The 23595-nt window shown below is 59.7% G+C and carries 26 protein-coding genes and 1 pseudogene; 14 read left to right on the top strand and 13 right to left on the bottom strand.

The window, feature by feature from the left end; translation table 11 throughout:
* Positions 1 to 224 precede the first annotated feature (224 nt).
* Positions 225 to 1199: a L,D-transpeptidase family protein gene (locus AC1DVE_RS15895; RefSeq protein ID WP_223456273.1), complete on the top strand. Its 975-nt coding sequence runs from the start codon at positions 225 to 227 to the stop codon at positions 1197 to 1199.
* Between the two features lie 123 nt (positions 1200 to 1322).
* Here AC1DVE_RS15895 and oprI read toward each other — a convergent pair whose 3' ends face one another.
* Entirely contained in the window at positions 1323 to 1574 is a 252-nt protein-coding gene (oprI, locus tag AC1DVE_RS15900) for an outer membrane lipoprotei OprI (protein WP_003199355.1), read from the bottom strand.
* Between the two features lie 639 nt (positions 1575 to 2213).
* On the opposite strand from oprI, the gene AC1DVE_RS15905 reads away from it, so the two are divergent.
* Positions 2214 to 2501, top strand: coding sequence for a GNAT family N-acetyltransferase (locus AC1DVE_RS15905; protein ID WP_007973562.1), 288 nt, complete (start codon positions 2214 to 2216; stop codon positions 2499 to 2501).
* Between the two features lie 71 nt (positions 2502 to 2572).
* Here the strand turns inward: AC1DVE_RS15905 and AC1DVE_RS15910 are convergent, their stop codons facing one another.
* Together AC1DVE_RS15910 and AC1DVE_RS15915 are read right to left on the bottom strand one after the other, a co-directional pair.
* Positions 2573 to 3649: a 3-deoxy-7-phosphoheptulonate synthase gene (locus AC1DVE_RS15910; RefSeq protein WP_015094024.1), complete on the bottom strand. Its 1077-nt coding sequence runs from the start codon at positions 3647 to 3649 to the stop codon at positions 2573 to 2575.
* A gap of 187 nt (positions 3650 to 3836) precedes the next feature.
* Positions 3837 to 4280 (bottom strand): PilZ domain-containing protein, encoded by a 444-nt coding sequence (locus AC1DVE_RS15915; protein ID WP_150726280.1) that lies wholly within the window; start codon positions 4278 to 4280, stop codon positions 3837 to 3839.
* On the opposite strand from AC1DVE_RS15915, the gene AC1DVE_RS15920 reads away from it, so the two are divergent.
* From AC1DVE_RS15920 to cysB, 5 genes are all read left to right on the top strand, one after another.
* Positions 4279 to 4665: a thioredoxin family protein gene (locus tag AC1DVE_RS15920; protein ID WP_150726281.1), complete on the top strand. Its 387-nt coding sequence runs from the start codon at positions 4279 to 4281 to the stop codon at positions 4663 to 4665. The genes AC1DVE_RS15915 and AC1DVE_RS15920 overlap by 2 nt on opposite strands.
* Entirely contained in the window at positions 4662 to 5615 is a 954-nt protein-coding gene (locus tag AC1DVE_RS15925) for a putative 2-dehydropantoate 2-reductase (protein ID WP_223456274.1), read from the top strand. The genes AC1DVE_RS15920 and AC1DVE_RS15925 overlap by 4 nt, the downstream gene beginning before the upstream one ends.
* A 25-nt stretch (positions 5616 to 5640) precedes the next feature.
* Positions 5641 to 6546 (top strand): 5'-nucleotidase, encoded by a 906-nt coding sequence (locus AC1DVE_RS15930; RefSeq protein WP_223456275.1) that lies wholly within the window; start codon positions 5641 to 5643, stop codon positions 6544 to 6546.
* A 95-nt stretch (positions 6547 to 6641) separates the two neighbouring features.
* Positions 6642 to 7145: a universal stress protein gene (locus AC1DVE_RS15935; RefSeq protein WP_056727114.1), complete on the top strand. Its 504-nt coding sequence runs from the start codon at positions 6642 to 6644 to the stop codon at positions 7143 to 7145.
* Between the two features lie 113 nt (positions 7146 to 7258).
* Positions 7259 to 8233: an HTH-type transcriptional regulator CysB gene (gene cysB, locus AC1DVE_RS15940; RefSeq protein ID WP_007998136.1), complete on the top strand. Its 975-nt coding sequence runs from the start codon at positions 7259 to 7261 to the stop codon at positions 8231 to 8233.
* Positions 8234 to 8249: 16 nt separating this feature from the next.
* Here cysB and AC1DVE_RS15945 read toward each other — a convergent pair whose 3' ends face one another.
* A complete protein-coding gene (locus tag AC1DVE_RS15945) occupies positions 8250 to 8732 on the bottom strand; it encodes a GreA/GreB family elongation factor (RefSeq protein WP_223456276.1) in 483 nt (160 codons plus the stop codon).
* A gap of 2 nt (positions 8733 to 8734) precedes the next feature.
* Positions 8735 to 9145, bottom strand: coding sequence for a hypothetical protein (locus AC1DVE_RS15950; RefSeq protein ID WP_223456277.1), 411 nt, complete (start codon positions 9143 to 9145; stop codon positions 8735 to 8737).
* Positions 9146 to 9269: 124 nt separating this feature from the next.
* On the opposite strand from AC1DVE_RS15950, the gene earP reads away from it, so the two are divergent.
* Positions 9270 to 10412: an elongation factor P maturation arginine rhamnosyltransferase EarP gene (earP, locus tag AC1DVE_RS15955; protein ID WP_223456278.1), complete on the top strand. Its 1143-nt coding sequence runs from the start codon at positions 9270 to 9272 to the stop codon at positions 10410 to 10412.
* Positions 10413 to 10460: 48 nt separating this feature from the next.
* On the top strand, positions 10461 to 11030 hold the full coding sequence (locus tag AC1DVE_RS15960; protein ID WP_007943632.1) for an elongation factor P: 570 nt from the start codon (positions 10461 to 10463) through the stop codon (positions 11028 to 11030).
* A gap of 189 nt (positions 11031 to 11219) precedes the next feature.
* On the opposite strand, the gene AC1DVE_RS15965 is transcribed toward AC1DVE_RS15960, so the two are convergent.
* The 4 genes from AC1DVE_RS15965 to AC1DVE_RS15980 form a co-directional block, all read right to left on the bottom strand.
* On the bottom strand, positions 11220 to 12233 hold the full coding sequence (locus AC1DVE_RS15965) for an alpha/beta hydrolase (protein WP_223456279.1): 1014 nt from the start codon (positions 12231 to 12233) through the stop codon (positions 11220 to 11222).
* Positions 12234 to 12267: 34 nt separating this feature from the next.
* Positions 12268 to 12687 (bottom strand): organic hydroperoxide resistance protein, encoded by a 420-nt coding sequence (locus AC1DVE_RS15970; protein WP_223456280.1) that lies wholly within the window; start codon positions 12685 to 12687, stop codon positions 12268 to 12270.
* 371 nt (positions 12688 to 13058) lie between these two features.
* Entirely contained in the window at positions 13059 to 13523 is a 465-nt protein-coding gene (locus tag AC1DVE_RS15975) for a MarR family winged helix-turn-helix transcriptional regulator (protein ID WP_223456281.1), read from the bottom strand.
* 67 nt (positions 13524 to 13590) lie between these two features.
* Complete coding sequence (locus AC1DVE_RS15980; protein ID WP_223533582.1) at positions 13591 to 14547, bottom strand: LysR family transcriptional regulator; 957 nt, start codon at positions 14545 to 14547, stop codon at positions 13591 to 13593.
* 126 nt (positions 14548 to 14673) lie between these two features.
* Between AC1DVE_RS15980 and AC1DVE_RS15985 the strand changes: the two genes are divergently transcribed.
* The gene (locus tag AC1DVE_RS15985; protein ID WP_223456305.1) at positions 14674 to 15408 is read left to right on the top strand and encodes a sulfite exporter TauE/SafE family protein; all 735 of its coding nucleotides are present in this window, start codon (positions 14674 to 14676) and stop codon (positions 15406 to 15408) included.
* On the opposite strand, the gene AC1DVE_RS15990 is transcribed toward AC1DVE_RS15985, so the two are convergent.
* Positions 15398 to 16252, bottom strand: a complete 855-nt coding sequence (locus tag AC1DVE_RS15990; protein ID WP_223456283.1) for a LysR substrate-binding domain-containing protein — start codon at positions 16250 to 16252, stop codon at positions 15398 to 15400. The genes AC1DVE_RS15985 and AC1DVE_RS15990 overlap by 11 nt on opposite strands.
* A 95-nt stretch (positions 16253 to 16347) precedes the next feature.
* Here AC1DVE_RS15990 and AC1DVE_RS15995 point away from each other — a divergent pair, with 95 nt between their 5' ends.
* Together AC1DVE_RS15995 and AC1DVE_RS16000 are read left to right on the top strand one after the other, a co-directional pair.
* Entirely contained in the window at positions 16348 to 16563 is a 216-nt protein-coding gene (locus AC1DVE_RS15995) for a DUF1127 domain-containing protein (RefSeq protein WP_007983517.1), read from the top strand.
* A 64-nt stretch (positions 16564 to 16627) separates the two neighbouring features.
* Positions 16628 to 17857: a winged helix-turn-helix domain-containing protein gene (locus AC1DVE_RS16000; RefSeq protein ID WP_223456284.1), complete on the top strand. Its 1230-nt coding sequence runs from the start codon at positions 16628 to 16630 to the stop codon at positions 17855 to 17857.
* 122 nt (positions 17858 to 17979) lie between these two features.
* On the opposite strand, the gene AC1DVE_RS16005 is transcribed toward AC1DVE_RS16000, so the two are convergent.
* On the bottom strand, positions 17980 to 19326 hold the full coding sequence (locus AC1DVE_RS16005) for a class II 3-deoxy-7-phosphoheptulonate synthase (RefSeq protein ID WP_223456285.1): 1347 nt from the start codon (positions 19324 to 19326) through the stop codon (positions 17980 to 17982).
* Between the two features lie 150 nt (positions 19327 to 19476).
* Between AC1DVE_RS16005 and AC1DVE_RS16010 the strand changes: the two genes are divergently transcribed.
* On the top strand, positions 19477 to 20232 hold the full coding sequence (locus AC1DVE_RS16010) for a spermidine synthase (protein WP_008017195.1): 756 nt from the start codon (positions 19477 to 19479) through the stop codon (positions 20230 to 20232).
* A 124-nt stretch (positions 20233 to 20356) separates the two neighbouring features.
* On the opposite strand, the gene AC1DVE_RS16015 is transcribed toward AC1DVE_RS16010, so the two are convergent.
* Positions 20357 to 21148 (bottom strand): crotonase/enoyl-CoA hydratase family protein, encoded by a 792-nt coding sequence (locus tag AC1DVE_RS16015; protein WP_223456286.1) that lies wholly within the window; start codon positions 21146 to 21148, stop codon positions 20357 to 20359.
* A 422-nt stretch (positions 21149 to 21570) separates the two neighbouring features.
* On the opposite strand from AC1DVE_RS16015, the gene AC1DVE_RS16020 reads away from it, so the two are divergent.
* The gene (locus tag AC1DVE_RS16020; RefSeq protein WP_223456287.1) at positions 21571 to 23244 is read left to right on the top strand and encodes a DEAD/DEAH box helicase; all 1674 of its coding nucleotides are present in this window, start codon (positions 21571 to 21573) and stop codon (positions 23242 to 23244) included.
* A gap of 173 nt (positions 23245 to 23417) precedes the next feature.
* Here AC1DVE_RS16020 and AC1DVE_RS16025 read toward each other — a convergent pair.
* A pseudogene (locus AC1DVE_RS16025) lies at positions 23418 to 23595 on the bottom strand (IS110 family transposase); the annotation flags it as partial.

Here is a 23595-nt window from a genome sequence, read left to right on the forward strand (position 1 = left end):
GCGGAACCCTAAGTGGCCGTTACCGCAGAAACGGATATGTACACCCGTAAAAAACACGTCACCGAACACACAGCCATCGCAAGCAGGCTCGCCCCCACACAGGATCGAGGAAAATCGAAAAATCGCCTTGCACTGCCTGCAATCGGGCCATCTCCCCGAAATAACGGACAGCGGTGTACAATCGCGCTCTTATATCTCTGTTGATCATGCGAAGGATTTTCCGGATGTTGTCGCGCTTTCCTGCCGTCACCCGCTGCCTGACTCTTGCCGCCCTCTTTGTGGCCGGTCCAGTCGCAGCATTGGAGTTTCCCCTGCCACCGCCAGGTGAGGACATCATCGGCCAGGTGCAGGTGATCAAGGCCAAGTACGAAGATACCTTCGCCGACCTTGGTACCGCCTACGATCTGGGCTACACGGAAATGGTCGCGGCCAACCCGGGTGTCGATGCTTGGTTGCCAGGCGTCGGCACGGAAATCATCCTGCCGACCCGCTTCATCCTGCCACCAGGCCCGCGTGAAGGCATCGTGATCAACCTGGCCGAGTACCGCCTCTACTACTACCCGAAAGGCAAGAACGTGGTGTACACGTTCCCGCTGGGTATCGGTCGTGAAGGCTGGGGCTCGCCGATTGCCCACACCAGCATCACCGCCAAGACACCTAATCCGACCTGGACGCCTCCGGCTTCGATCAAGGCCGAGCACGCAGCAGACGGTGATCCGCTGCCCAACGTCGTGCCGGCCGGCCCTGACAACCCGCTGGGGCCGTTCAAGTTCACCCTGGGCACACCGGGCTACCTGATCCACGGTTCGAACAAGAAGTTCGGTATCGGCATGCGCACTAGCCACGGTTGCTTCCGCATGTTCAACAACAACGTGCTGGAAATGGCGGGCATGGTGCCGGTCGGTACGTCGGTGCGGATCATCAACGACCCGTACAAGTTTGGCCTGAGTGGCGGCAAGGTCTATCTGGAGGCGCATACGCCGCTGGACGACAAGGGCAACCCGTCGGTGGTCGACAAGCACACTGCAGTCATCAATGCGATGCTCAAGCGTGAAGACATCACCAACAACCTGCGCATGAACTGGGATGTGGTGCGTGATGTGGTCGCCGCTGAAGACGGCCTGCCGGTAGAGATCGCTGTGCCGGGCAACGGCGTCGTACCGATGGTGTCGAGCACTCCGGTCGACCCGCTGCAGTAACGCTGGCAAAGAGCCCGTCGGCGCGGACCGCGTCGACGGGTTTTTTATTGCCTGGAGAAACGCCGGGCAATAAAAAAGCCGACCCAAAAAATGGGTCGGCTTGATAACAATCCCGAAGGATTATTACTTGCGGCTAGCTTTGTCCAGCATGCGCAGAGCACGCTCGTTAGCTTCGTCAGCAGTCTGTTGTGCTTTTTGAGCAGCAGCCAGAGCTTCATCAGCTTTACGGTAAGCTTCGTCTGCACGAGCCTGGGAGCGAGCAGCTGCGTCTTCAGTAGCGGTCAGACGTGCTTCGGTTTCTTTCGATGCGCTGCTGCAACCGGTAGCCAGAACTGCGGCCAGAGCCAGAGCAGAGAATTTCAGAACGTTGTTCATCGTGTTCCCCTTCAAGGACTTTCTATTAAGTAGCTATCTCCTCCGATTGAGGAAATAGCCGGCGTACATACTACCCATTACTTGTAGTAAGTAAAACTGACGTGACGCAAGAAGCAAAAAAAATTGTAGGCGTTGATTCTTTTTCGAGCAACTTTTAACTGAATTGTTTAAAAAGTATCCAGCTGCAAGGCCCGTGGCTGAGCGAGCAGGCGAGAAAAAGTTCCTGTGGCATGGTGCTCTTTTTCCTGGTCCGGCTAAAGTCCCCTACATGGATTCGTCTACACTTTTGTTCGGTTTGTGTGTGGCGCCTCTCAATATCTTTCTCGATGTTCAGGTGACTTTAACAACGGGCGCTCGTCTTAAGTCTCAACATCCGGCAATGTACAGGCTATCGACCTGGAGTGATCTTCGGTCGAGCCAATCCTGCGTGATCCGGAGCAGCACCCGCCAACCCGCACGATGACGAGCGCACCTTGAGCATTTCTGCCAATGGTGCCTACTATTTGTACGTGCTCGGTAGCGCGAGATCGGTGCAGCTCTTCTCGGTGTCCATTCAGGCACGGGGTGGCGTAGATGTTCCTTCGCCGGAAAAACATCGGTAAGGTAGGGGTCAAAATTCCAGACCCGCGAGGAGTAGTGATGAGCGAGGCGTTGTCCATCCACCATGACCAGGCTGGTCATCAGTTCGAGACCAATGTGGACGGTCATCGTGCCTATCTGACCTATATGGATCTGGGGAAACAGACCCTGGATATCTATCGCACCTTCGTGCCCAACGCATTGCGTGGTCGCGGTATTGCGGCAGCCTTGACCGAGAAGGCGCTGGAGTACGCTGACGAAATGGGCTACACGGTTATTCCATCGTGCTCCTACGTCGAGCGCTACATGGAGCGTCACCAGCGGCATGCGGCCAAGCTGAGTCAGTGACCTTCAACAAAACGAACGCATAAAAAAACGCCGGGCTCAGCCCGGCGTTTTTTTGTGTGCTGCAAAAACGATCAGCTGCGATCGCGTTTAGGCAACACATCCTTGAGCTTGGCATGCATGCTGCGCAAGGTGTTTTCGGTCGCGGTCCAGTCGATGCAGGCGTCGGTGATCGACACGCCGTACTGCAGGTCGGCGAGGTCTTTCGGAATCGCCTGGGCGCCCCAGTTCAGGTGGCTTTCAACCATCAGGCCGATGATCGATTTGTTGCCTTCGAGGATCTGGTTGGCGACGTTCTCCATCACCAGCGGTTGCAGGGCCGGATCCTTGTTGGAGTTGGCGTGACTGCAATCGACCATGATGTTCGGCTTGATCTTCGCCTTGTTCAGCGCCTGCTCGCAGAGCGCAACGCTGACCGAATCGTAGTTCGGCTTGCCGTTGCCGCCGCGCAGCACCACGTGACCGTAGGCATTGCCCTTGGTGGTCACGATCGACACGCCACCTTCCTGGTTGATGCCCAGGAAGCGGTGCGGGCTGGAAACCGACTGCAGGGCGTTGATCGCCACGGTCAGGCCGCCATCGGTGCCGTTCTTGAAGCCGACGGCCGAGGACAGGCCGGAGGCCATTTCACGGTGAGTCTGGGATTCGGTGGTGCGCGCGCCGATGGCCGACCAGCTGATCAGGTCCTGCAAATACTGCGGGGAGATCGGGTCGAGGGCTTCGGTGGCGGTCGGCAGGCCTTTTTCGGCCAGGTCCAGCAGCAACTGGCGACCGATGTGCAAGCCGTCCTGGATCTTGAACGAGTCGTCCAGGTACGGGTCGTTGATCAAGCCTTTCCAGCCCACGGTAGTACGTGGCTTCTCGAAATACACGCGCATGACCAGATACAGGGTATCGGACACTTCGGCAGCGAGAGCCTTCAGGCGCTCGGCATATTCGTGGGCGGCCTTGATGTCGTGGATCGAGCAAGGCCCGATGACGACGAACAGGCGGTGGTCGGTGCCATCCAGAATGTTGCGAATGACTTCGCGGCCCTTGGTGACGGTGCGCAGTGCGGCGTCGCTCAGGGGAATATCGCGCTTGAGCTGATCGGGAGTGATCAGAGTCTCGTTGGAGGCGACGTTTAGGTCGTTGATCGGTAAATCAGCCATCGTTTACTCGTCAGGTCACGGGTGCCGGCCGCCAGCGAACCCGCGCGGCGGAGCACAGCAAATTAAGCGCGTCGGGGAGCCGAACCTTAGCGCGTTACACCGTGGCTCGACAATGGGCAGACGCCGGTTTGGTGGGCTTTCGCAGTCAGTTTCCCTGCCGTGAGGGGCAAACCGATCAAGAACACCCCTATTCCAGCACCGGCTGCGCAAAAGCCTTGCGCACCGAATCGTGAGAGAACTCGTCGGCATGCTCCTGGACCCATTCGAGGGCCAGGGCCTGGATATCCTGCAAGTCTTCGTGGGCGTCATGCAGGCGGCAGTAGCGTTCGATCTGGCACACCTGCTCGCCCATTCGAGCGCTGAACAGCGTTTGTTCATCGACGAAGGCGATGCCCACCAGGTAACCGCGCTTGCGCCGCAGGCACCAGGCGACATAGCCCAGGTAGCGCATGTCCGGGTTCACGGTCGGCATGCGTACCTCCAGCGCCGTGCCGTGGCGCCACGCGCGGTGATAATTGCAAGCCATGCCCCCGAGACTGATAGTGTGCAGCTGTCGTCGCGAAAGACACTCAGGTTTCAGCAACGTTAACTCGACGGGCACATCGTCAGGGTGAGGAATGAATCGTCCCATGAACACAGACTCCATGTGTCGGCCATCTGACATTGTTCCCTCCAGTATAGTGGTCGAATTGGAACTGACCGATTTTGACGTCGACCAACGACTGCTGGCGATGAGCGGTGTATCGCTGGTCATTTTCACCAGTGTCGGCTGCGCCAGTTGCCGTTTTGCCCGCGAGCAATTGCCGACACTCGACCTGGCAGTCGATCGACTGTGCTGGATCGATGCTGGCAACAACGGCGGGGTGGTCGAGCGTTATCAGGTCTTTCACTTGCCGGCGCTGTTTGTCGTTCGCGACGGCGAATTCTTTGGAGCACTGAAATCGCGCCTGACCGACACCGAGCTCAATCGGGCCGTGCGCCAGGCGCTGAGTCGAACAGCAGAGGAGTTGCCATGATGGGAACAGTTGCCAGGCCGACGATCGGCATTATCGGGACCGGCGCAATCGGCGGTTTCTACGGAGTGATGCTGGAGCGTGCCGGTTTTGATGTGCATTTTCTGCTGCGCAGCGAGTTTTCCGCGGTGGCTGAGCATGGGCTGCGGGTCGATAGCGCGCCCCACGGGGCACTGACATTGAACCCGGTACAGGCGTATTCGAACGCTGAAGACATGCCGCCCTGCGACTGGCTGCTGGTGGGCGCGAAAACCACCAGCAATGCCGACCTGGCACCTGCCATCCTGCAGGCGGCGGCACCGAATGCCAAGGTACTGCTGCTGCAAAATGGCCTGGACGTCGAAGACAGCCTGCGCGCGTTGCTCCCCGATTCGCTGCATGTGCTTGGAGGGCTGTGCTACATCTGCGTCCATCGCGAGGCGCCGGGTGTCATTACCCATCAGGCGCTGGGTGCTGTGCATGTGGGTTATCACAGCGGTCCCGCCGATGGGCCGGCACGCAGCGCAATTGTCGAGGAGGGCGTCGGGCTGTTTCGCAGCGCCGGCCTCGATTCCCAGGCCATGGCGAATTTACATCAGGCACGTTGGCAAAAACTGGTCTGGAATATCCCTTACAACGGTCTCTCGGTTTTGCTGGGAGCGAGCACCACACCGTTGATGGCCGATGCTGACAGTCGCGTGCTGATCAAGGCGCTGATGGCTGAAGTGGTGCAAGGCGCTGTTGCCTGCGGGCACGACGTACCGGCAGGGTATGCCGAGCATTTGTTCATGGTGACCGAAAAGATGCCCGACTACTGGCCGAGCATGTACCACGATTACTTGCACAAGCGACCGCTGGAACTGGCCGCGATCTACGCCCGGCCTTTGGCGGCGGCGAAGGCATCCGGGTGTGAGATGCCACGCATCGAAGCCTTGTATCGCAGTTTGAGTTTCATTGATCGACGCAACACCTGAGTCGACCGACCTGAGGGGGAAGGGCATGCCAAAGGCAATTGACGACAAGCTGGTGCTGGCGATTTCTTCGCGGGCGCTGTTCGACCTGAGCGAAAGCCACAAGGTCTACCTGTCGAGTGGCGTCGAAGCCTACCGGCAGTATCAGATCGAACACGAAGACGAAATCCTCCAGCCCGGCGATGCCTTCCCGTTGGTGCAGAAACTCCTGAACCTCAATAACAGCCTCGGCCGCGCCCGGGTCGAGGTGATTCTGGTGTCGCGCAACAGCGCCGACACCGGGCTGCGGGTGTTCAACTCGATTGACCACTACGGACTGGCGATTTCCCGGGCGGCCTTTGTCGGCGGGCGCAGTCCGTATCCCTACCTCAAGGCCTTTGGCTGCGACCTGTTTCTCTCGACCCACGCCGAAGACGTACGCAATGCACTGGACGCCGGGTTCGCTGCAGCGACCATTCTGTCGGGCGGTGCCAGCCGTGCGGCCAGCGATGAGTTACGCATTGCCTTCGACGGAGACGCGGTGCTGTTTTCCGATGAGTCGGAGCGCATTTATCAGGCCGGTGGTCTGGAGGCGTTCCAGGCCAGCGAGCGTGAGGCCGCCCGCGAGCCGTTGCGCGGTGGGCCGTTCAAGGGCTTTCTCGCGGCCCTCAACCTGTTGCAACGTGAGTTCCCGGAGGACACCTGTCCGATCCGTACCGCGCTGGTCACGGCACGATCGGCACCGGCCCATGAGCGGGTCATTCGCACGTTGCGCGAATGGGACATCCGTCTCGACGAGTCGCTGTTCCTCGGCGGCCTGACCAAGTCGGCCTTTCTTGAAGCCTTCGCGGCCGACGTGTTTTTCGACGATCAGGCCGGCCACTGTGAGTTGGCCCGTGAAGTCGTCGCCACCGGTCATGTGCCCCATGGCATAAGCAACGAGCAAAAGGTTTAAGCCCGCCGTTCAATGCGTTGCGCCGGACGTCGTAGTCGCCAAGGCACTGCTAAGCTGAATCAAATCTCCGCCATGTTGGCAGTCGAGGAGGTCATATGATTCGTTCGATGCTGTATGCCACTGATCTCGGCCTGTACGCGCCCGTGGTGATGCAGCATGCCCTGGAGCTGGCCCGGACCTTCAATGCCAGTTTGTATGTCGTGCATGCGGTTGAACCCATGGGGTTGTTTGCCGAATCGGTGCTGCAAAGTTACCTCGATGAACAGGCGCTGAACGAGTTTCACAGCCAGGGCCTGAATACGGTGATTGCCAGTATCGAGCAGCGGGTGCTCGACAGTTTTCGTGAAGAGCTGGGGGATGAGGGGGAGCATGACCTGGAGCGGATTCAGGCGGTGCGGGTGCTGCAAGGCGACCCATCGCAGGTGATTCTGGACCAGGCGCAGAAACTCTCCGTGGATTTGTTGATCGTAGGTAGTCACAGCCACGGTGCCGGTGCGGAAACGCCTTTGGGCCGAACCGCCGCCCGTGTGTTGCAACTGTCCAAGGTGCCGGTCTATCTGGTGCCGCTGGTGCAACGTCGTCGCCAAGGGGATCGCTAGAGCACAAATAGTGGCAACTTGATAAAAAAGTTCTAGATTTATTCTTCGTGCCATTAATATAGTTATATACCGTCGCTGATGCCCGTGGCGTCTACCTGCTTTGAGGGATTCATATGAAGCTTCAACAATTGCGCTACATCTGGGAAGTGGCGCACCACGACCTCAACGTTTCCGCTACAGCCCAAAGCCTTTACACCTCTCAACCGGGCATCAGTAAACAGATCCGTCTGCTGGAAGATGAACTGGGCGTCGAGGTTTTTGCCCGCAGCGGCAAGCACCTGACCCGCGTTACCCCGGCCGGCGAGCGCATCATTACCACCGCTGGCGAGATTCTGCGCAAGGTTGAAAGCATCAAGCAGATCGCCCAGGAGTTCTCCAACGAGAAGAAGGGCACCCTGTCGATTGCCACCACTCACACCCAGGCGCGTTATGCGTTGCCGCCGGTGATCAGCAATTTCATCAAGCAATACCCGGACGTGGCCCTGCACATGCACCAGGGATCGCCGATGCAAATCGCCGAAATGGCCGCTGACGGCACCGTGGATTTCGCCATTGCCACCGAAGCGCTCGAGCTGTTCGGTGATCTGGTGATGATGCCATGCTACCGCTGGAACCGTTGCGTAGTCGTGCCTCAGGGCCACCCGCTGACCAAGCTGTCGAAACTGACCCTCGAAGCGCTGGCCGAGTACCCGATCGTGACGTACGTGTTCGGTTTTACCGGCCGTTCGAAACTGGACGAAGCATTCAGCCATCGCGGCCTGACGCCGAAAGTGGTGTTCACCGCTGCCGACGCTGACGTGATCAAGACCTATGTCCGCCTGGGTCTGGGCGTGGGCATCGTGGCGAAAATGGCCGTCGACAGCAAACTCGACAGCGACCTGGTGGTGCTTGATGCCAGTGAGTTGTTCGAGTCCAGCGTGACCAAGATCGGCTTCCGCCGCGGCACCTTCCTGCGGGGTTTCATGTGCGACTTCATCGAGAAGTTCGCGCCGCACCTGACCCGCGAAGTCATGGCCAAGGCCATTCAATGCCACAACAAGCAGGAACTGGAAGAACTGTTCGACGGCGTCGAACTGCCCGTTCACTGATAGCGTTTCCTGCCGGTCAAACCACCTCGGTGACAGCGAACTGTTGCCGAGCGCCCGCCACCATAATCTCCACCTCATCGCCCTCGAACTTGCCCAGCAGGCTTTTGCCCAGCGGTGAGCGCGGGGTGATGACGGTTATCAGTTGCCCCACCAGATCGACCTTCAATCCGGCTGCATCGGGGGCGAGAAACAGCCATTGTTCGCGCCCCTTTTCGTCCTCGAGCCCGAGCAGCGCGCCTACTTCGATGCCCCGCTGATCGTCATACGGACGCAGGGCCAGGTTCTGGCAGAGGCTCAGTGACTGGCGAATTTCTTCGACCCGCCTGGCTTGCCCGGCCGCGAGATAGGACGCTTCCAGCCCCAGGGTGTCGTACTTGTTCTCGGCGATGTTTTCTTCGTGGGTCGCCGTTTCGTAGGCGGTTTGCGCGGCCCGTTCGGCGATGTCGAGATCGATCCGCAGTTTGTCGAGAATCAGTTGGTGGACGGTATGCTTATTCATGATCAATCGCAGAATTGCAGGACGTTGGCGCGACTTTTTTCGCTGGGTGCAGTCCGGTCCTGTTGCAGCCAGAACTGACAGCTTGGGTTGGACAGGTTACGACTGCTGCTGCGCGCCTGATCGAGCCGTTGCTGCTGCTCGTTCTTGCGCAGGTTTTCTTCATATTGCTCGAACAGCGGGCTCTGTGGCGCGATGTCCGGCACTGGTTGAGTCACCACCGGTGGTTTGGCCAGTTGTTCCACAGCTGCCGCCACAGGTGCCAATTGTTCGCTGAAAAGCAGGCGCGAAGCGAGCCAGCAGGTCAGCACAATGGCAATGAATCCCAACCATATGCCGAGGGCGATGCTGCCGGTCAGTTGCAGTGCGTTAAGGCTGATCGGGAAGGATCGGCGTGGAGTGGGGCGGTGGGGCATGATTGCCTCTTGGCGAAAGGTCACTGGCGAGTGGCGATTGTCGCATGAAGAATAATCGCCGTCGGCTCTTCTGCACGGGGTAATTTATGCGGACAATCGGCGCCTTTGCCAACGGGAGCCTGGAATGCCTGAAATGAAAACCCGCTGGGATATTTTTTGCACCGTGGTCGACAACTTCGGCGACATCGGCGTGACCTGGCGACTGGCCCGGCAACTGGTGGCCGAACATGGACTGGCGGTGCGTCTTTGGGTCGATGACCTGCGAGCGTTCGAGCGCCTGTGCCCGGAAATCGACATCCACGCTGTGCAGCAGTGGCAGCACGACGTCGAAGTGCGCCAATGGCCCGCCGAGTGGCAGCCGACCGAAGCCGCCGATGTGGTGATTGCTGCCTTTGCCTGCCAATTGCCGAGCGCCTACATGGACGCCATGGTAGAACGGGAAAAGCCGCCGCTGTGGATGAACCTCGACTATCTGAGCGCCGAGGACTGGGTGATTGGTTGTCACGGCTTGCCCTCGGTGAAGTACAAAAGCGTACAGAAGTTCTTTTTCTTCCCTGGGTTCCAGAAGGGCACAGGCGGGTTGTTGCGTGAGCGCGGGTTGCTGGAACGGCGTCGGCAATTTCAGCAAAACCCGCAGGGTCAAAGGGAATTCCTGCAAGATTTGGGGATTGATCCTGCGCCCGGCGCGCAGTTGATCTCATTGTTTGCCTACGAAAACACCGGTTTGGCCAGTTGGCTCGATGGGATGGCGGGCGATTCGACGGCCACTCATCTGCTGGTACCGGAAGGGCGGATTCTCGGCGATGTCGAGCGTTGGCTCGGTGTGCAGGGTTTGGCGGCCGGTGCCGTGCATGTGCGGGATGCCTTGACCGTGCAGGTGCTGCCATTCGTCCGCCAGGACCAATACGACCGGTTGCTGTGGTGCTGCGATTTCAATGCCGTGCGCGGCGAAGATTCCTTCGTGCGCGCTCAATGGGCGGGCCGGCCATTTCTCTGGCACATTTACCAGCAGGAAGAAGACATCCACCTGGACAAGCTCGAAGCCTTCCTCGAACTTTACGTAAGGGGGTTATCTGCGCCTGCGCGGGAGGCGATCAGCGGTCTTTGGCGGGCGTGGAACGCTGGTGAAAAAATAGCCGACCACTGGCAATTCACCCGTAAACACTGGCCAGAGCTGGAAAAACACGCCGAGGCGTGGTGTCTGGAACAGGCCTTGCAGGCCGATCTTGCCACGGCGCTGGTACAGTTTTATGGAAATTGGATATGATACGCGGCCTAGATTTTTGTAAATCCCATCCAAATTCGGATATTCGCAATGAAAACTGGTAAAGAACTGAAACCCGGGACCGTGATTCGTCTCGAAAACGATCCTTGGCTGGTTCAGAAAGCTGAATTCACCAAGTCCGGTCGTAACAGCGCGATCATGAAGACCAAGCTGAAGAACCTGCTGACCGGTTACAAGACCGAGATCGTTTACAGCGCCGACGACAAACTGGACGACGTAATCCTCGACCGCAAAGAAGCGACCCTGTCCTTCATCAGCGGCGACACCTACACGTTCATGGACACCACCGACTACACCATGTACGAGCTGAACGCTGAAGACATCGAAGCCGTTCTGCCTTTCGTTGAAGAAGGCATGACCGATGTTTGCGAAGCGATCTTCTTCGAAGAGCGTCTGGTTTCCGTAGAGCTGCCGACCACCATCGTGCGTCAGGTTGACTACACCGAAGGTTCCGCTCGCGGCGACACTTCCGGCAAGGTAATGAAGCCTGCCAAACTGAAGAACGGTACCGAGCTGTCGGTTGCCGACTTCATCGAAATCGGCGACATGATCGAGATCGATACCCGCGAAGGCGGTTCCTACAAAGGCCGTGCCAAATAAGCACAGCTTCAGGAATGAAAAAGCCCGACCATTGAGTCGGGCTTTTTTGTGCCTGCGATTTCGGGTTCAACGATGAACCCTTGTGGGAGCGAGCCTGCTCGCGATGGCAGTCTTACATTCAACAGAGATGCTGACTGAACTACCGCTATCGTCGGATCGCCGCCCGGAGCAAGCTCGCTCCTACAGTTTTTATTTCAGGTGTTCCTTGAGCTCCTGCGAAGCCTGCAGCATCGCCGAACGCACCGCTGGCACCTGGCTCACCACGTTGAGCAAACCGTAGTCGTGGATCATGCCGTTGTAGCGAACCGCAGTGACCGGCACACCGGCCTCGTCCAGATTGCGGGCGTAGGCTTCGCCTTCGTCGCGCAACACGTCGGCACCGGCGGTCTGCACCAGGGCAGGTGGCAATCCTTTCAACTGGGCAGTGGTCGCGCGCAATGGCGAGGCGTAGATCTCGTTCCGCTGATTGGCGTCGGTGGTGTAGTTGTCCCAGAACCACTTCATCATGTTTTTGGTGAGAAAGTGCCCCTCGGCAAACTGGTTGTAGGACGCCGTTTCGAAGTTGGCATCAGTCACCGGCCACAGCAGCACCTGGAACCTGATCGCCGGAGTGCCCTTGTCCTTGGCCATCAGCGCAACCACCGCCGCCATGTTGCCGCCGACACTGTTGCCGGCTACCGCCAGGCGCTGGCCATCGACGTTGATCTCTTTGCCGTACTCGGCCACCCATCGGGTTGCGGCATAAGCCTGGTTGATCGCCACCGGGTAATGCGCTTCCGGCGACGGCGTGTAGTTCACGAACACAGCCGCTGCACCTGAACCCGTCACCAGGTCACGCACCAGCCGCTCGTGGGTCGGGAAGTCCCCCAGCACCCAGCCACCGCCGTGGAAGAACATGAACACCGGTAGCTCACCCTTGACCCCGGCCGGCCGGACGATGGTCAGGCTGATCGGTTGGCCGTCGACTTGAATGGTCTTCTGGCTGACATCGGCTTTTGGCAGTGTCAGCTTCACCCCGGCCTGCGCGCCCACCAGCACGGCGCGGGCCTCGGTGGGCGTCATTTGCTCCATCGGCTTGCCGGTGCCGGCGTTCAGAACGTCGAGGAATGCCTGGGTGTTGTGTTCAACCCCGGTACCTGCAAACGCGTTGTTGATGGACAAGGCGAGAAGGGTACCGGTCAAGACTTTGCTGACAGTGTTCATGTTCGTTTCCTGTTCGGGCCTGGGTAGCCAGCGCTTAGACGGTTACGTGCAGACGCACATCGACGTTGCCACGGGTGGCGTTGGAATACGGGCAGACCTGGTGGGCCGCGTCGACCAGCTCTTGTGCATCGACTTGTTCAAGACCCGGCAGGCTGATGTGCAGGTCGATGTCCAGGCCGAAGCCGCCGGGGATCTGGCCGATGCCGACGTGGGCGGTGATCGAAGCGTCGTTCGGGATGCTGCGCTTGGTCTGGCTGGCCACGAATTTCAGGGCACCGATAAAGCAGGCGGAGTAGCCGGCGGCGAACAGCTGCTCAGGGTTGGTGGCTGCACCACCGGCACCACCGAGTTCTTTCGGCGTGGCAAGTTTGACGTCGAGGATGTTGTCGCTGGAAACCGCACGACCGTCACGGCCACCGGTGGAAGTTGCGATTGCGGTGTAGAGAGTTTGCATGGTGAAAGCCTCGTTTAGGGTTGCGTGTTGTTGCGCTAAATGTTTGCGCGCTAAATAAGTGCGAGATGAATGTATCGCACTAATATTTTGCGCGCAATATAAATTTTGAAGGAGTTTGAAAAGAACGAAAGGGCGATGGGGTAGTTTTGGTTGTAAGCGTTGAGTTAGAGCTATCGAGGGGGGATTTTTTCAGCGGGAATTTTTTCAGGAGGAGGTGGCGAGCCCGATTTTTCGGGTGCCGCAAAACAAATGTGGGAGCGGCGGTGCGACGATTCGACTTGCTCGCGAATGCGGTGCATCAGTCAAATATTAGTCGACTGACACTCTGCATTCGCGAGCAAGCCCGCTCCCACAGGAATGGATGAAGCGCTTTAGATCAGGCTGTCTTGCAGGTGACGACGCAGCTCCTGCAGCTCCGCTTGCAGGTTTTGCAGGCGCTCCACGGTCATCCCGCTGGCGCCGAGGATGCACTGGGGAATATCCCGGGCCTTGTCGCGCAATGCCCGGCCCTGTTCGGTGAGTTCGACAATCACCACCCGCTCATCCTCGCGGCTGCGGGTTCGGCTGAGCAGGCCTTCGGCTTCCAGGCGCTTGAGCAGCGGCGTCAACGAGCCTGGATCGGTCAGCAACCGCGTGCTGATTTCACCTACGGTCAAACCGTCCCTTTCCCACAACACCATCATCGCCAGGTATTGCGGGTAGGTCAGGCCCAGCGCTTGCAGCAAGGGTTTGTAGACTTTGGTCATCATCAACGAAGTGGAATGCAGGGCAAAGCAGGCCTGATTGTCCAGCAGCAGGTTGTCGCAGTTATCCGGGGTGTTGCGCTCGGTGGTCATGTCGAAGCCTTGATCTGTGATCTCAAGAATCTAGCGGGCGAATCTTTAATGCGCCAGATAATTTTGATCAGTGCCGTTGCAAATGGGTTTGCAGCACCAGATCCCAGGGCGGAACCGGGCTGAAGCGGGTTTTCAGGTACTCCAGCAGCAAGCGACTGCGGGAGTTGGGTTGCTGTTCCAGGCGCAAGGCATAGATGCCGGCGCTTTCCGGTTTCGGCAGGCCGCTGTCGCAGAACAGCGGTAGCAACTCACCCCGCGACAGGTACTCGCTGGCCAGCCAGGTCGGCAGATGCGCGATACCCAGTCCGGCCAGTGCACCGCACACCAGCGCCTCGGCATTGTTGGCGCTCATGCGGATCCGCGCCGGCCGGTGCAGCTGCATTTGCCCGTCGCGCTCGAAACGCCAGGCGAAGGGTGGGGCCAGGCCATCCCAGTCGAGTCCGTCGTGTTCAATCAGCTGTGACGGCTCGGTCGGCACGCCGCGACGCCGCAAATAATCAGGGCTGGCGCAGGCGATACGCACCATGCTCGCCAGTGGCGTGGCCACCAGCCGGGTATCGGCCAATTGCCCGGCGCGCAACACCAGATCGACCTTGCCGAGGTTCAGGCCCTGCATGTCGACGAAGCTGTCGATCAAGTGCAGTTGCACATCGAGCCCGGGGTAGAGCATGAGGAAATCGGCAATCACCGGTGCCAGGTGCCGGCGACCAAAGGCTGCCGGCGCATCGATACGAATCAAGCCTTCCGGCGCGCTGCTCAGGGACACCGCCTCGGCCCGGGCCAGGCGTAACTCGGCGACGATCCGCCGTGCGCGCTCGGCAAAGGCCAACCCCGCCGGGGTGGCACGTACGGCATGAGTGCTGCGTAGGAACAATTGACTGCCGACCGCGCTTTCCAGGCTGTCGATACGCCGTGCCACGGCCGAAGGGGTCAGCGGATGACGGCGTGAGGCGGCGGAAAAACTGCCGGTTTCCAGCACGTCGAGGAACAAGGCCAGTTGGTCGGTCAGTTGATTGGGGTTCATGGCAGGATTGCACCTGTGCGAATTTGGCACAGCCATTGTGCGTTGCTGTGCGTTTCCGTGCCAGAAGCAACTGCGTAGGATCAAAAGCCTGACGGCAACGGGGAAAATGCTGTGATTGAGTTCTTGATGTATCTGGTGTTCGGCACTGCGTTGGGCACGCTCGGCGGTCTGTTTGGCATCGGCGGCGGCCTGATCGCCATTCCGCTGCTGGGCGTGCTGTTCGGACTCGATCAGCAGATAGCCCAAGGCACCGCGCTGGTGATGGTGGTGCCGAACGTGATGCTGGCGCTGTGGCGCTATCATCAGCGCAACCGGATCGAACTGCGCCACGCGTTACCGCTGGCCATCATGGGGTTCTGCTTCGCCTGGCTCGGATCGATCTGGGCGGTAGGCATTGATGCGCAAACCATGCGTATAGGTTTTGTCGCGTTTCTAATCGCACTGTCGGTGTACAACCTCGTTCGCATGTTCGCCGCCAGCACCCCGGCGGCTTCGCAGATGAACTACTCATGGCCTTGGCTGGGCGTGCTTGGCGCTGCATCCGGCACGATGGGCGGGTTGTTCGGCGTGGGGGGCGCGGTAGTGGCGACACCGGTGCTGACCAGTCTGTTCGGTACCAGCCAAGTGGTTGCGCAGGGGTTGTCGTTGGCGCTGGCCTTGCCGAGTACGGGGGTGACGCTGGTGACTTACGCCGCGCACCATCAGGTCAGCTGGGTGATTGGCCTACCCTTGGCGGTCGGCGGGTTGATGAGCATCAGTTGGGGCGTGAAGGTTGCCCACGCTTTGCCGGAGCGGCTGCTGCGCGGGTTGTTTTGCGGGTTCCTGGTGTTCTGTGCGGTGATGCTCACCTTCAAGGTTTGAAGCCTTCGATGATGTGTTCGGCCAGGCACTCGGTGATCGGTGACGGGTTATGCAGGTTGCGCACGAGCATGATGCTGGCCTCGGGCAGCAGCGGCAGATCCTCGGCCTCACCGAGGATGCGCATGTCCGCGGTGATCAGGCTTTCAAGCTGCGCCGTGACGGCCAGGCCGGCGCTGACCACCGCCATGATCGCCGACAGGCTGTCGCTGTTGTACGCCACCCGGTAATCACGCCCCCGGGCATCCAGGGCATTGCAGGCCCATAGGCGGCAGAAGCAATCACTGTTGAACATCGCCAGCGGCAGCGGAGTCTGCTCATGAGCGCTGTAGCATTGTGCCTCGGCCCAGACAAAACGTTCCTTGCGCAACAACTGGCCGATTTCACTGCCCGGTTCGCGGGTCACGATTGACAGGTCAAGGTCATGGCGCATCAGCAGTTGTTTTGATGATTCGCAGTGCACTTCTATCTGAATCAGCGGGTAAGACTGGGCAAACCGGCGCAGAATCCCCGGGAGGAACCGCATCACATAATCGTCCGGCGTGCCGATGCGCACGGTGCCGACCATGTCGGGTTCGCGCAAGGTGTTGAAGACCTCACTGTGCAGCTTGAGGATTCGCCGCGCATAGCCGAGCAACACCTGGCCTTCGGCTGTCAGCCGCACCTGCCGCCCGTCGCGCTGGAACAACTGGCGCTGCAGCACATCTTCTTCCAGTCGTTTCATCTGCATGCTGACGGCTGACTGGGTGCGGTTGACCATTTCGCCGGCGCGGGTAAAGCCGCCCTGGTCGGCGATGGCAACGAAGGTGCGCAACACTTCGGTATCGATACTCGGGTAGGCGGACATCCATCAATCTCCGAGATATGTGACATCAGAAACATTCGTTGGATTGATCTTAGACCCGGCGCGAGACTGGAGCCATCCAAACGGAGGGCAACAAGATGAAAGGTCAACATGAGTTCCATGGTGCAGAAAAACACTCGATTCACGTGATATCCGATCTGCTGCACAAGGTCGGCCGCTGGTACGAACTGCATCGCGAGCGCGAACTGCTGGCGAGCTTGAGCGACGAAGCACTCAAGGACATCGGCATGAGCCGTGCGGATGTGGAGAACGAGTCGATCAAACCGTTCTGGAATGACCCGATGCATAAATGATGAAGGCCACGCTACACAAACCCCTTACCGGTGAGGTAGGTTGCGAGCAGACAAGGAGGCACCCATGCCCGCAACATTGTCCTTTACCCTCAAACAGGCTCGGCGTCTGGCGCTGGCCGCCCAAGGGTTCAACGGGCGGTCGCCGCCAGCGGCGATCAAGGCTGTTGCGCTCAATCGCCTGATCGAACGGCTGGGCATTCTGCAGATCGATTCGGTCAATGCATTGGTGCGTTCGCACTACCTTCCGCTGTTTTCCCGCCTCGGCAATTATTCCTCCGATTTGCTCGACCAGGCTGCCTGGAGTCAGGGCCGGCGCCGTACGTTGTTCGAGTATTGGGGTCATGAAGCCTCGTTATTGCCACTTTCCATGTACCCGTTGATGCGTTGGCGCATGCAGCGTGCGAGCCGTGGCGAAGACATTTATCAGCAATTGGCGCGCTTTGGTCGTGAACAGCAAGACACCATTCGCAAGGTGCTGGCTTCGGTCGAGGAGCAGGGCGCGCTGGGGGCCGGAAGTCTGTCGACCCGTCAGGAACGAGCCGGTCCCTGGTGGGACTGGAGCGCGGAAAAACATGCGCTTGAATGGTTGTTCGCTGCCGGTGAAGTGACCGTTGCCGGACGGCGCGGATTCGAAAGGCTCTACGATCTGCCGGAGCGGGTGATTCCTTCGGAGGTACTTGCGCACCCCGTCCTGAGTGAAGACGACGCCCAGCGCGGCCTGTTGCGGCATGCGGCAGCGGCTTTGGGTGTCGGTACGGAGAAAGACTTGCGTGACTATTTCCGCTTGAACCCTGCGGACAGCCGCCCACGTTTGGCCGAGTTGGTCGAGGCCGGGGAATTGTTGACCTGCGAAGTCCAGGGCTGGCGGCAACCGGCCTATTGTCTGCCCGAGCCAAAAGTGCCGCGCAAAGTCGTCGCCAGTGCATTGCTCTCGCCGTTCGATTCGCTGATCTGGGAGCGCAGCCGGACCGAGCGGCTGTTTGATTTTCGCTATCGGCTGGAGATCTACACGCCGCAGGACAACCGGGTGTACGGCTATTACGTCCTGCCGTTTTTGCACAACGAGCGAATTGCCGCACGGGTCGATCTGCGCGCCGAACGGGCGGCGGGCCGTTTGGCAGTGCATGCGGTGCATGAAGAGGAAGCGGGGCTGGATGAGGAGGGGATGCTGGCGTTGGCGGTCAATCTGCGGCAGATGGCGGATTGGCTGGGGTTGGCGCAGGTTCAGCTCAATTGCCCGCGGGCGAGTGCGGCAAGGTTGCGGGTGGCATTCACACAAATTGGCGGTGACTGAGCAGGCTCCTTCGCGGGCAAGCCCGCTCCTGCATTGATCGAGCCGATCACGGATTTTGTGTACGGCGCGAATCCTGTAGGAGCGGGCTTGCCCGCGAAGGCGATATATCAGGCAGTCAAAAACTAGCGTCGAACCTGCTTCAGTGTCTCAGCAATCAAAAACGCCAGTTCCAGCGACTGATCGGCATTCATCCGCGGGTCGCAATGGGTGTGGTAGCGATCCGACAAGCCATCCTCGGTAATCGGCCGCGCACCACCGATGCACTCGGTCACGTTCTGCCCGGTCATTTCGATGTGGATACCACCGGCATAACTGCCTTCGGCTTCGTGCACCTGGAAGAACTGCTTCACCTCGCCAAGGATCTGCGCGAAGTCGCGGGTCTTGTAGCCGCTGCTGGCCTTGATGGTGTTGCCGTGCATCGGGTCGGAACTCCACAGCACCTGCTTGCCTTCACGCTGGACGGCACGGATCAGTTGCGGCAAGTGATCGCCGACCTTGTTCGCGCCCATCCGCGCGATCAGGTTCAGGCGACCGGGATCGTTCTGCGGGTTGAGCACGTCGATCAAGCGAATCAGGTCGTCGGGGTTCATGCTCGGGCCGACCTTGACCCCGATCGGGTTGTTCACCCCGCGCAGGAATTCGACGTGGGCGCCGTCGAGCTGGCGGGTGCGGTCGCCGATCCACAGCATGTGGGCCGAGCAGTCGTAGTAATCGTTGGTCAGGCTGTCGCGACGCACGAAGGCTTCTTCGTAGTTCAGCAGAAGCGCTTCGTGGGCGGTGAAGAAACTGGTTTCGCGCAACTGCGGCGAACTGTCCATGCCGCAGGCGCGCATGAACGCCAGGGTTTCATCGATGCGGTCAGCCAGGTGGCTGTATTTTTCCGCCAGCGCCGAGTTGGCGATGAAGTCCAGGTTCCACTTGTGCACCTGATGCAGATCGGCAAACCCGCCCTGGGCGAACGCGCGCAACAGGTTCAGGGTGGCGGTGGACTGGTGATAGGACTGCAGCAGGCGTGCCGGGTCCGGCACGCGGCTTTTTTCGTCGAAACCGATGCCGTTGACGATGTCGCCACGGTAGGCGGGCAAGGTCACGCCATCGATGGTTTCGTCGTTGGCCGAACGCGGTTTGGCGAACTGCCCGGCCATGCGCCCGACCTTGACCACCGGGCAGCCGGCGGCAAAGGTCATCACGATCGCCATCTGCAACAACACCTTGAAGGTGTCGCGGATTTTCGCCGCGGAGAATTCGGCGAAGCTTTCGGCGCAGTCGCCACCCTGCAACAGAAACGCGCGGCCCTGGGTCACCTCAGCAAACTGACGGCGCAACTCCCGGGCTTCGCCGGCAAACACCAGCGGCGGATAGCTGGCCAGGGTCTGCTCGACCTGCTGCAAATGTGCGGCGTCGGGGTATTGGGGTTGTTGCTGGATCGGCAGGGCGCGCCAGCTGTCAGGGCTCCAGGGTTGGCTCATCACGGTCTCTAGTGTTTTCGCTCGGACGTCCATGTTATCAGCAAATTAGTGCGTGACCTGTTCCCGTCGCTTCGTCGACAATCTCGCCTTTGCCGCTCTCTACACGCGGTGTTATTGCGTTGCCGGCCCCGGTGACGATCAGGAGATGAAATGACTGAGGAGCGCGTCGAGCATTTGCTCGCCGAGGTACAGGACGAGTTCGGCGTGATTCGTGTGCTGGAAGTGGCCGATTACCGTTTTCTCGAGTTCGGTGATGCCATCGAACAAAGCTGCGTGTTCACGGCCGATCCGAGCTGGCTCGAGTACGACTATACCCGGGCGATGCTGATCGGCGCGTTGTGTCACGAGCACCCGGAAAGCGCGCTGTTTCTCGGTCTCGGCGCCGGGACGCTGACCCAGGCCTGCCTCAAGTTCCTGCCGCTGGAAGATGTCGAAGCCATCGAACTGCGCCCGGACGTACCGCGCCTGGCCATTGAATATCTGGGGCTGGATGACGATCCGCGCCTGTACATCCGCGTTGGCGATGCGCTGGAGCTGCTGGACACCGCCGAATCGGCGGACCTGATTTTCGTCGACCTTTATACCGACGTCGGTCCGGGTGTCGGGCATCTGGCCTGGAGCTTTCTGGAAAACTGCCAGAAGCGATTGAATCCGGGTGGCTGGCTGGTCATCAATCAGTGGGCTACCGACGATGGCAAACCCCTGGGCGCCGCCTTGTTGCGCGGTTTGTACCATCGACATTACTGGGAGCTGCCGGTGAAGGAGGGTAACGTGATTCTGATCGTGCCGTCGGAGCTGGACCAGGAACTGGACATGGACGGCCTGATCGCCCGTGCCGAAGCGCTGGCGCCGCGGTTGGGGTATTCGTTGGATTCGTTGATCAAGTGCATTCGTCCGGCCACCTAATTAATTTATTGTCTGGACGGGCCCCTTCGCGGGCAAGCCCGCTCCTACAGTGGATCTTCGGAGCTCACCGAACCCTGTAGGAGCGGGCTTGCCCGCGAAGGGGCCTTCAAAGCCACTGCAAAAACTAAAGCCCTTTGAAGACTCCAGGCCGCCGCTCCACCATCGACCGCACACCTTCCTTGACGTCCTCGCTAGCCATCAACTTCTTGACTAGCAGCGGCAAGGCCTGTGCCGCTGCGGTTTCCCCTTCATACCGGGCCTGTCGAGCAGACATCAGCGTCGCCTGCACCCCAAGCGGTGCCTGCCGGGCGATCCGCTCGGCCAGTTCAATCGCCCGGGGCAGCAAGTCCTCACTGGCCATGACCTCCTGCACCAGACCCAAGTGCAAAGCATCACGGGCGTCGAATTCATCACCGGTCAACAACCAGCGCATGGCATTTCCCCAGCCGGAAACTTGATGCAGACGCAGGGTGGCGCCGCCGAACGGGAAGAGCCCGCGTTGCACTTCCATCTGAGCGAACCGGGTGTTGCTGGCGCACAGGTTGATGTCGGCGGCCAGCATCAATTCGATGCCGATGGTCAGGCAATAGCCTTGGGCGGCGACGATCACCGGTTTGCTGACCCTGGGACCTGCGAACACCCCCCACGGATCACAGCCGCCGGGTGGAGCCTGCCAGCCATCTGCCAGTGTGACACTGGCATTGACCAGATCGAGTCCGGCGGTGAAGTGCTCGCCATGAGCGAACACCACCGCCACCCGCGCCTCGCTGTCGGCTTCGAACTCGCCATAAGCCAGACTCAACGCGTTGAGCAGGTCGAGATCGAAGGCGTTGCGCTTGGCCACCCGATCCAGGCCGATCAGGAACACATGACCATGCCGTTCGCGGCTGACTCGACTGGAGCTGGGCTGATTCATGGAGCGATCCTCGGGGTGGGAAAGGCGTGCCAGACCGGCGGTCTGCACGGCAAAGGGTGAACCGTTTTAGCGCCATCACCCGCAAGGCCGGGCCTTTGAAAAGTAGACGGCTGATCGATTATTCGCAAAGCCTGTGACACAACGGCGTATCCGGTGGATATTCGATAAAAAAAGCTCCCTTTTTTGGCGAATTCCGGTATAGTGCGCGCCGGCCTTTAACCGGGCCGCGTTTAGGTAGCGCAATTCCCCGAAGCCAGCTTCGGCTGCACGTCCGCCCAGCGGACTCTCCCTTGACGATTCTTTTCATTCATTCGTTTTCGCAAATCCCCGCCGACAAAGCTGCCAGGGCGACTCTTGAGTCTCAACACGGCACGCGCAGCTTTGGAGCATGGGTCTTTGCGGATGCACTTAGAGGCAGACCCATGACCCAGGAAACCGGCGGCTTCGCCGCTTTTAATCTTAATCCGAATATTCTTGCAGCCGTCACCGCGACTGGCTACGAAGAGCCATCGGCTATTCAGCAGCAATCGATCCCGATCATCATGGCCGGTCACGACATGATTGGTCAGGCGCAAACCGGTACGGGTAAAACCGCTGCGTTCGCCCTGCCGATCCTGCATCGCATCGATCCTGCAAAGCGCGAACCGCAAGCCCTGATCCTGGCCCCAACTCGTGAGTTGGCGCTACAAGTTGCAACCGCTTTCGAAACCTATGCCAAGCAAATGCCGGGCGTAACTGTTGTGGCTGTCTACGGCGGCGCGCCGATGGGCCCACAGCTGAAAGCAATCCGTAATGGCGCACAGATCGTTGTCGCCACTCCGGGCCGTCTGTGCGACCACCTGCGTCGCGACGAAAAAGTACTGGCGACCGTGAACCACCTGGTTCTCGACGAAGCCGACGAAATGCTCAAACTGGGCTTCATGGACGACCTGGAAGTTATCTTCAAGGCCTTGCCTGTCACCCGTCAGACCGTATTGTTCTCGGCCACCCTGCCGCAGTCGATCCGTGCCATTGCTGAACGCCACCTGCGCGATCCGCAACACGTGAAGATCCAGACCAAGACCCAGACCGTTACCGCGATCGAGCAGGCTCACCTGCTGGTTCACGCTGACCAGAAGACTTCGGCCGTTCTCAGCTTGCTGGAAGTGGAAGATTTCGACGCCCTGATCATGTTCGTGCGCACCAAGCAAGCGACCCTGGATCTGGCCAGTGCCCTGGAAGCCAAAGGCTACAAAGCCGCTGCGCTGAACGGTGACATCGCCCAGAACCAGCGTGAGCGCGTGATCGACTCCCTCAAGGATGGCCGTCTGGACATCGTGGTGGCGACCGACGTTGCTGCTCGTGGCCTGGACGTTCCGCGCATCACTCACGTGTTCAACGTTGACATGCCGTACGACCCAGAGTCCTACGTTCACCGTATCGGCCGTACCGGCCGTGCCGGTCGCGAAGGTCGTGCACTGCTGCTGGTGACTCCGCGTGAGCGCCGCATGCTGCAAGTGATCGAGCGTGTAACCGGTCAGAAGGTTGCTGAAGTTCGCCTGCCAGACGCTCAAGCCGTTCTGGATGCGCGCATCAAGAAGCTGACCAACAGCCTGTCGCCACTGGTGGCCGAGGCCGAATCGACTCACGGTGATCTGCTCGATCGCCTGACCGCCGACATCGGTTGCAGCCCGCGTGCCCTGGCCGCAGCCCTGCTGCGCAAGGCTACCAACGGTCAAGCGCTGAACCTGGCCGCTATCGAGAAAGAGCGTCCACTGGTGCCGAACAACGCACCGCGTGGCGATCGTCCAGAGCGTTCCGGTGATCGTCCTGAGCGTGGTGACCGCGAGCGTCGTGCTCCGATGCCACTGGGCGAAGGCCGTGCACGTTGCCGTACCGCGCTGGGCGCGCGTGACGGTATCGCTGCCAAGAACCTGCTGGGCGCCATCCTCAACGAAGGTGGTCTGGCGCGTGAAGCCATCGGTCGCATCCAGGTGCGTGACAGCTTCAGCCTCGTCGAGCTGCCGGAAGATGGTCTTGAGAAGTTGCTGACCAAGCTGAAGGACACTCGCGTTGCCGGTAAGCAGTTGAAGCTGCGTCGCTACCGCGAAGATTGATCCGCTCTCGGGCTGATTGATCGAACATGAAAAATCCCCGACTCGTTCGGGGATTTTTTTTGCCTGCTGATTTGTGTTCGGCGTTCGAATTGTGTTGCAGCCATCGCGAGCAGGCTCGCTCCCACATTGGAATGCGATCCCCTGTGGGAGATTCTATGGTTGAGGGAAAGCCCTCAACCTGCTTTTGGTTGGTATTCGCTCTGCCCTTTCAGCAGTGCAAATACGATCCGGGCAAGTTTGCGGGCCAGTATCACCAGTGCCTGCGTAGTGCTGAACCCTTTGGCTCTTTGCTCTTCATAAAAGCCTTTCCAGGCGGCTGTGCGGCTGGCCGACATGGCGGCGTTGTGCAGC

The organism is Pseudomonas sp. P4_B4 (genome assembly GCF_056402255.1).

What these genes read in the sequence shown, in the direction of transcription:
- AC1DVE_RS15895 (WP_223456273.1), top strand. Translation starts at nt 225, where the DNA reads ATGTTGTCGCGCTTTCCTGCCGTCACCCGCTGCCTGACTCTTGCCGCC.
- oprI (WP_003199355.1), bottom strand. Translation starts at nt 1,574, where the DNA reads ATGAACAACGTTCTGAAATTCTCTGCTCTGGCTCTGGCCGCAGTTCTG.
- AC1DVE_RS15905 (WP_007973562.1), top strand. Translation starts at nt 2,214, where the DNA reads ATGAGCGAGGCGTTGTCCATCCACCATGACCAGGCTGGTCATCAGTTC.
- AC1DVE_RS15910 (WP_015094024.1), bottom strand. Translation starts at nt 3,649, where the DNA reads ATGGCTGATTTACCGATCAACGACCTAAACGTCGCCTCCAACGAGACT.
- AC1DVE_RS15920 (WP_150726281.1), top strand. Translation starts at nt 4,279, where the DNA reads ATGAACACAGACTCCATGTGTCGGCCATCTGACATTGTTCCCTCCAGT.
- AC1DVE_RS15915 (WP_150726280.1), bottom strand. Translation starts at nt 4,280, where the DNA reads ATGGGACGATTCATTCCTCACCCTGACGATGTGCCCGTCGAGTTAACG.
- AC1DVE_RS15925 (WP_223456274.1), top strand. Translation starts at nt 4,662, where the DNA reads ATGATGGGAACAGTTGCCAGGCCGACGATCGGCATTATCGGGACCGGC.
- AC1DVE_RS15930 (WP_223456275.1), top strand. Translation starts at nt 5,641, where the DNA reads ATGCCAAAGGCAATTGACGACAAGCTGGTGCTGGCGATTTCTTCGCGG.
- AC1DVE_RS15935 (WP_056727114.1), top strand. Translation starts at nt 6,642, where the DNA reads ATGATTCGTTCGATGCTGTATGCCACTGATCTCGGCCTGTACGCGCCC.
- cysB (WP_007998136.1), top strand. Translation starts at nt 7,259, where the DNA reads ATGAAGCTTCAACAATTGCGCTACATCTGGGAAGTGGCGCACCACGAC.
- AC1DVE_RS15945 (WP_223456276.1), bottom strand. Translation starts at nt 8,732, where the DNA reads ATGAATAAGCATACCGTCCACCAACTGATTCTCGACAAACTGCGGATC.
- AC1DVE_RS15950 (WP_223456277.1), bottom strand. Translation starts at nt 9,145, where the DNA reads ATGCCCCACCGCCCCACTCCACGCCGATCCTTCCCGATCAGCCTTAAC.
- earP (WP_223456278.1), top strand. Translation starts at nt 9,270, where the DNA reads ATGCCTGAAATGAAAACCCGCTGGGATATTTTTTGCACCGTGGTCGAC.
- AC1DVE_RS15960 (WP_007943632.1), top strand. Translation starts at nt 10,461, where the DNA reads ATGAAAACTGGTAAAGAACTGAAACCCGGGACCGTGATTCGTCTCGAA.
- AC1DVE_RS15965 (WP_223456279.1), bottom strand. Translation starts at nt 12,233, where the DNA reads ATGAACACTGTCAGCAAAGTCTTGACCGGTACCCTTCTCGCCTTGTCC.
- AC1DVE_RS15970 (WP_223456280.1), bottom strand. Translation starts at nt 12,687, where the DNA reads ATGCAAACTCTCTACACCGCAATCGCAACTTCCACCGGTGGCCGTGAC.
- AC1DVE_RS15975 (WP_223456281.1), bottom strand. Translation starts at nt 13,523, where the DNA reads ATGACCACCGAGCGCAACACCCCGGATAACTGCGACAACCTGCTGCTG.
- AC1DVE_RS15980 (WP_223533582.1), bottom strand. Translation starts at nt 14,547, where the DNA reads ATGAACCCCAATCAACTGACCGACCAACTGGCCTTGTTCCTCGACGTG.
- AC1DVE_RS15985 (WP_223456305.1), top strand. Translation starts at nt 14,674, where the DNA reads ATGTATCTGGTGTTCGGCACTGCGTTGGGCACGCTCGGCGGTCTGTTT.
- AC1DVE_RS15990 (WP_223456283.1), bottom strand. Translation starts at nt 16,252, where the DNA reads ATGTCCGCCTACCCGAGTATCGATACCGAAGTGTTGCGCACCTTCGTT.
- AC1DVE_RS15995 (WP_007983517.1), top strand. Translation starts at nt 16,348, where the DNA reads ATGAAAGGTCAACATGAGTTCCATGGTGCAGAAAAACACTCGATTCAC.
- AC1DVE_RS16000 (WP_223456284.1), top strand. Translation starts at nt 16,628, where the DNA reads ATGCCCGCAACATTGTCCTTTACCCTCAAACAGGCTCGGCGTCTGGCG.
- AC1DVE_RS16005 (WP_223456285.1), bottom strand. Translation starts at nt 19,326, where the DNA reads ATGAGCCAACCCTGGAGCCCTGACAGCTGGCGCGCCCTGCCGATCCAG.
- AC1DVE_RS16010 (WP_008017195.1), top strand. Translation starts at nt 19,477, where the DNA reads ATGACTGAGGAGCGCGTCGAGCATTTGCTCGCCGAGGTACAGGACGAG.
- AC1DVE_RS16015 (WP_223456286.1), bottom strand. Translation starts at nt 21,148, where the DNA reads ATGAATCAGCCCAGCTCCAGTCGAGTCAGCCGCGAACGGCATGGTCAT.
- AC1DVE_RS16020 (WP_223456287.1), top strand. Translation starts at nt 21,571, where the DNA reads ATGACCCAGGAAACCGGCGGCTTCGCCGCTTTTAATCTTAATCCGAAT.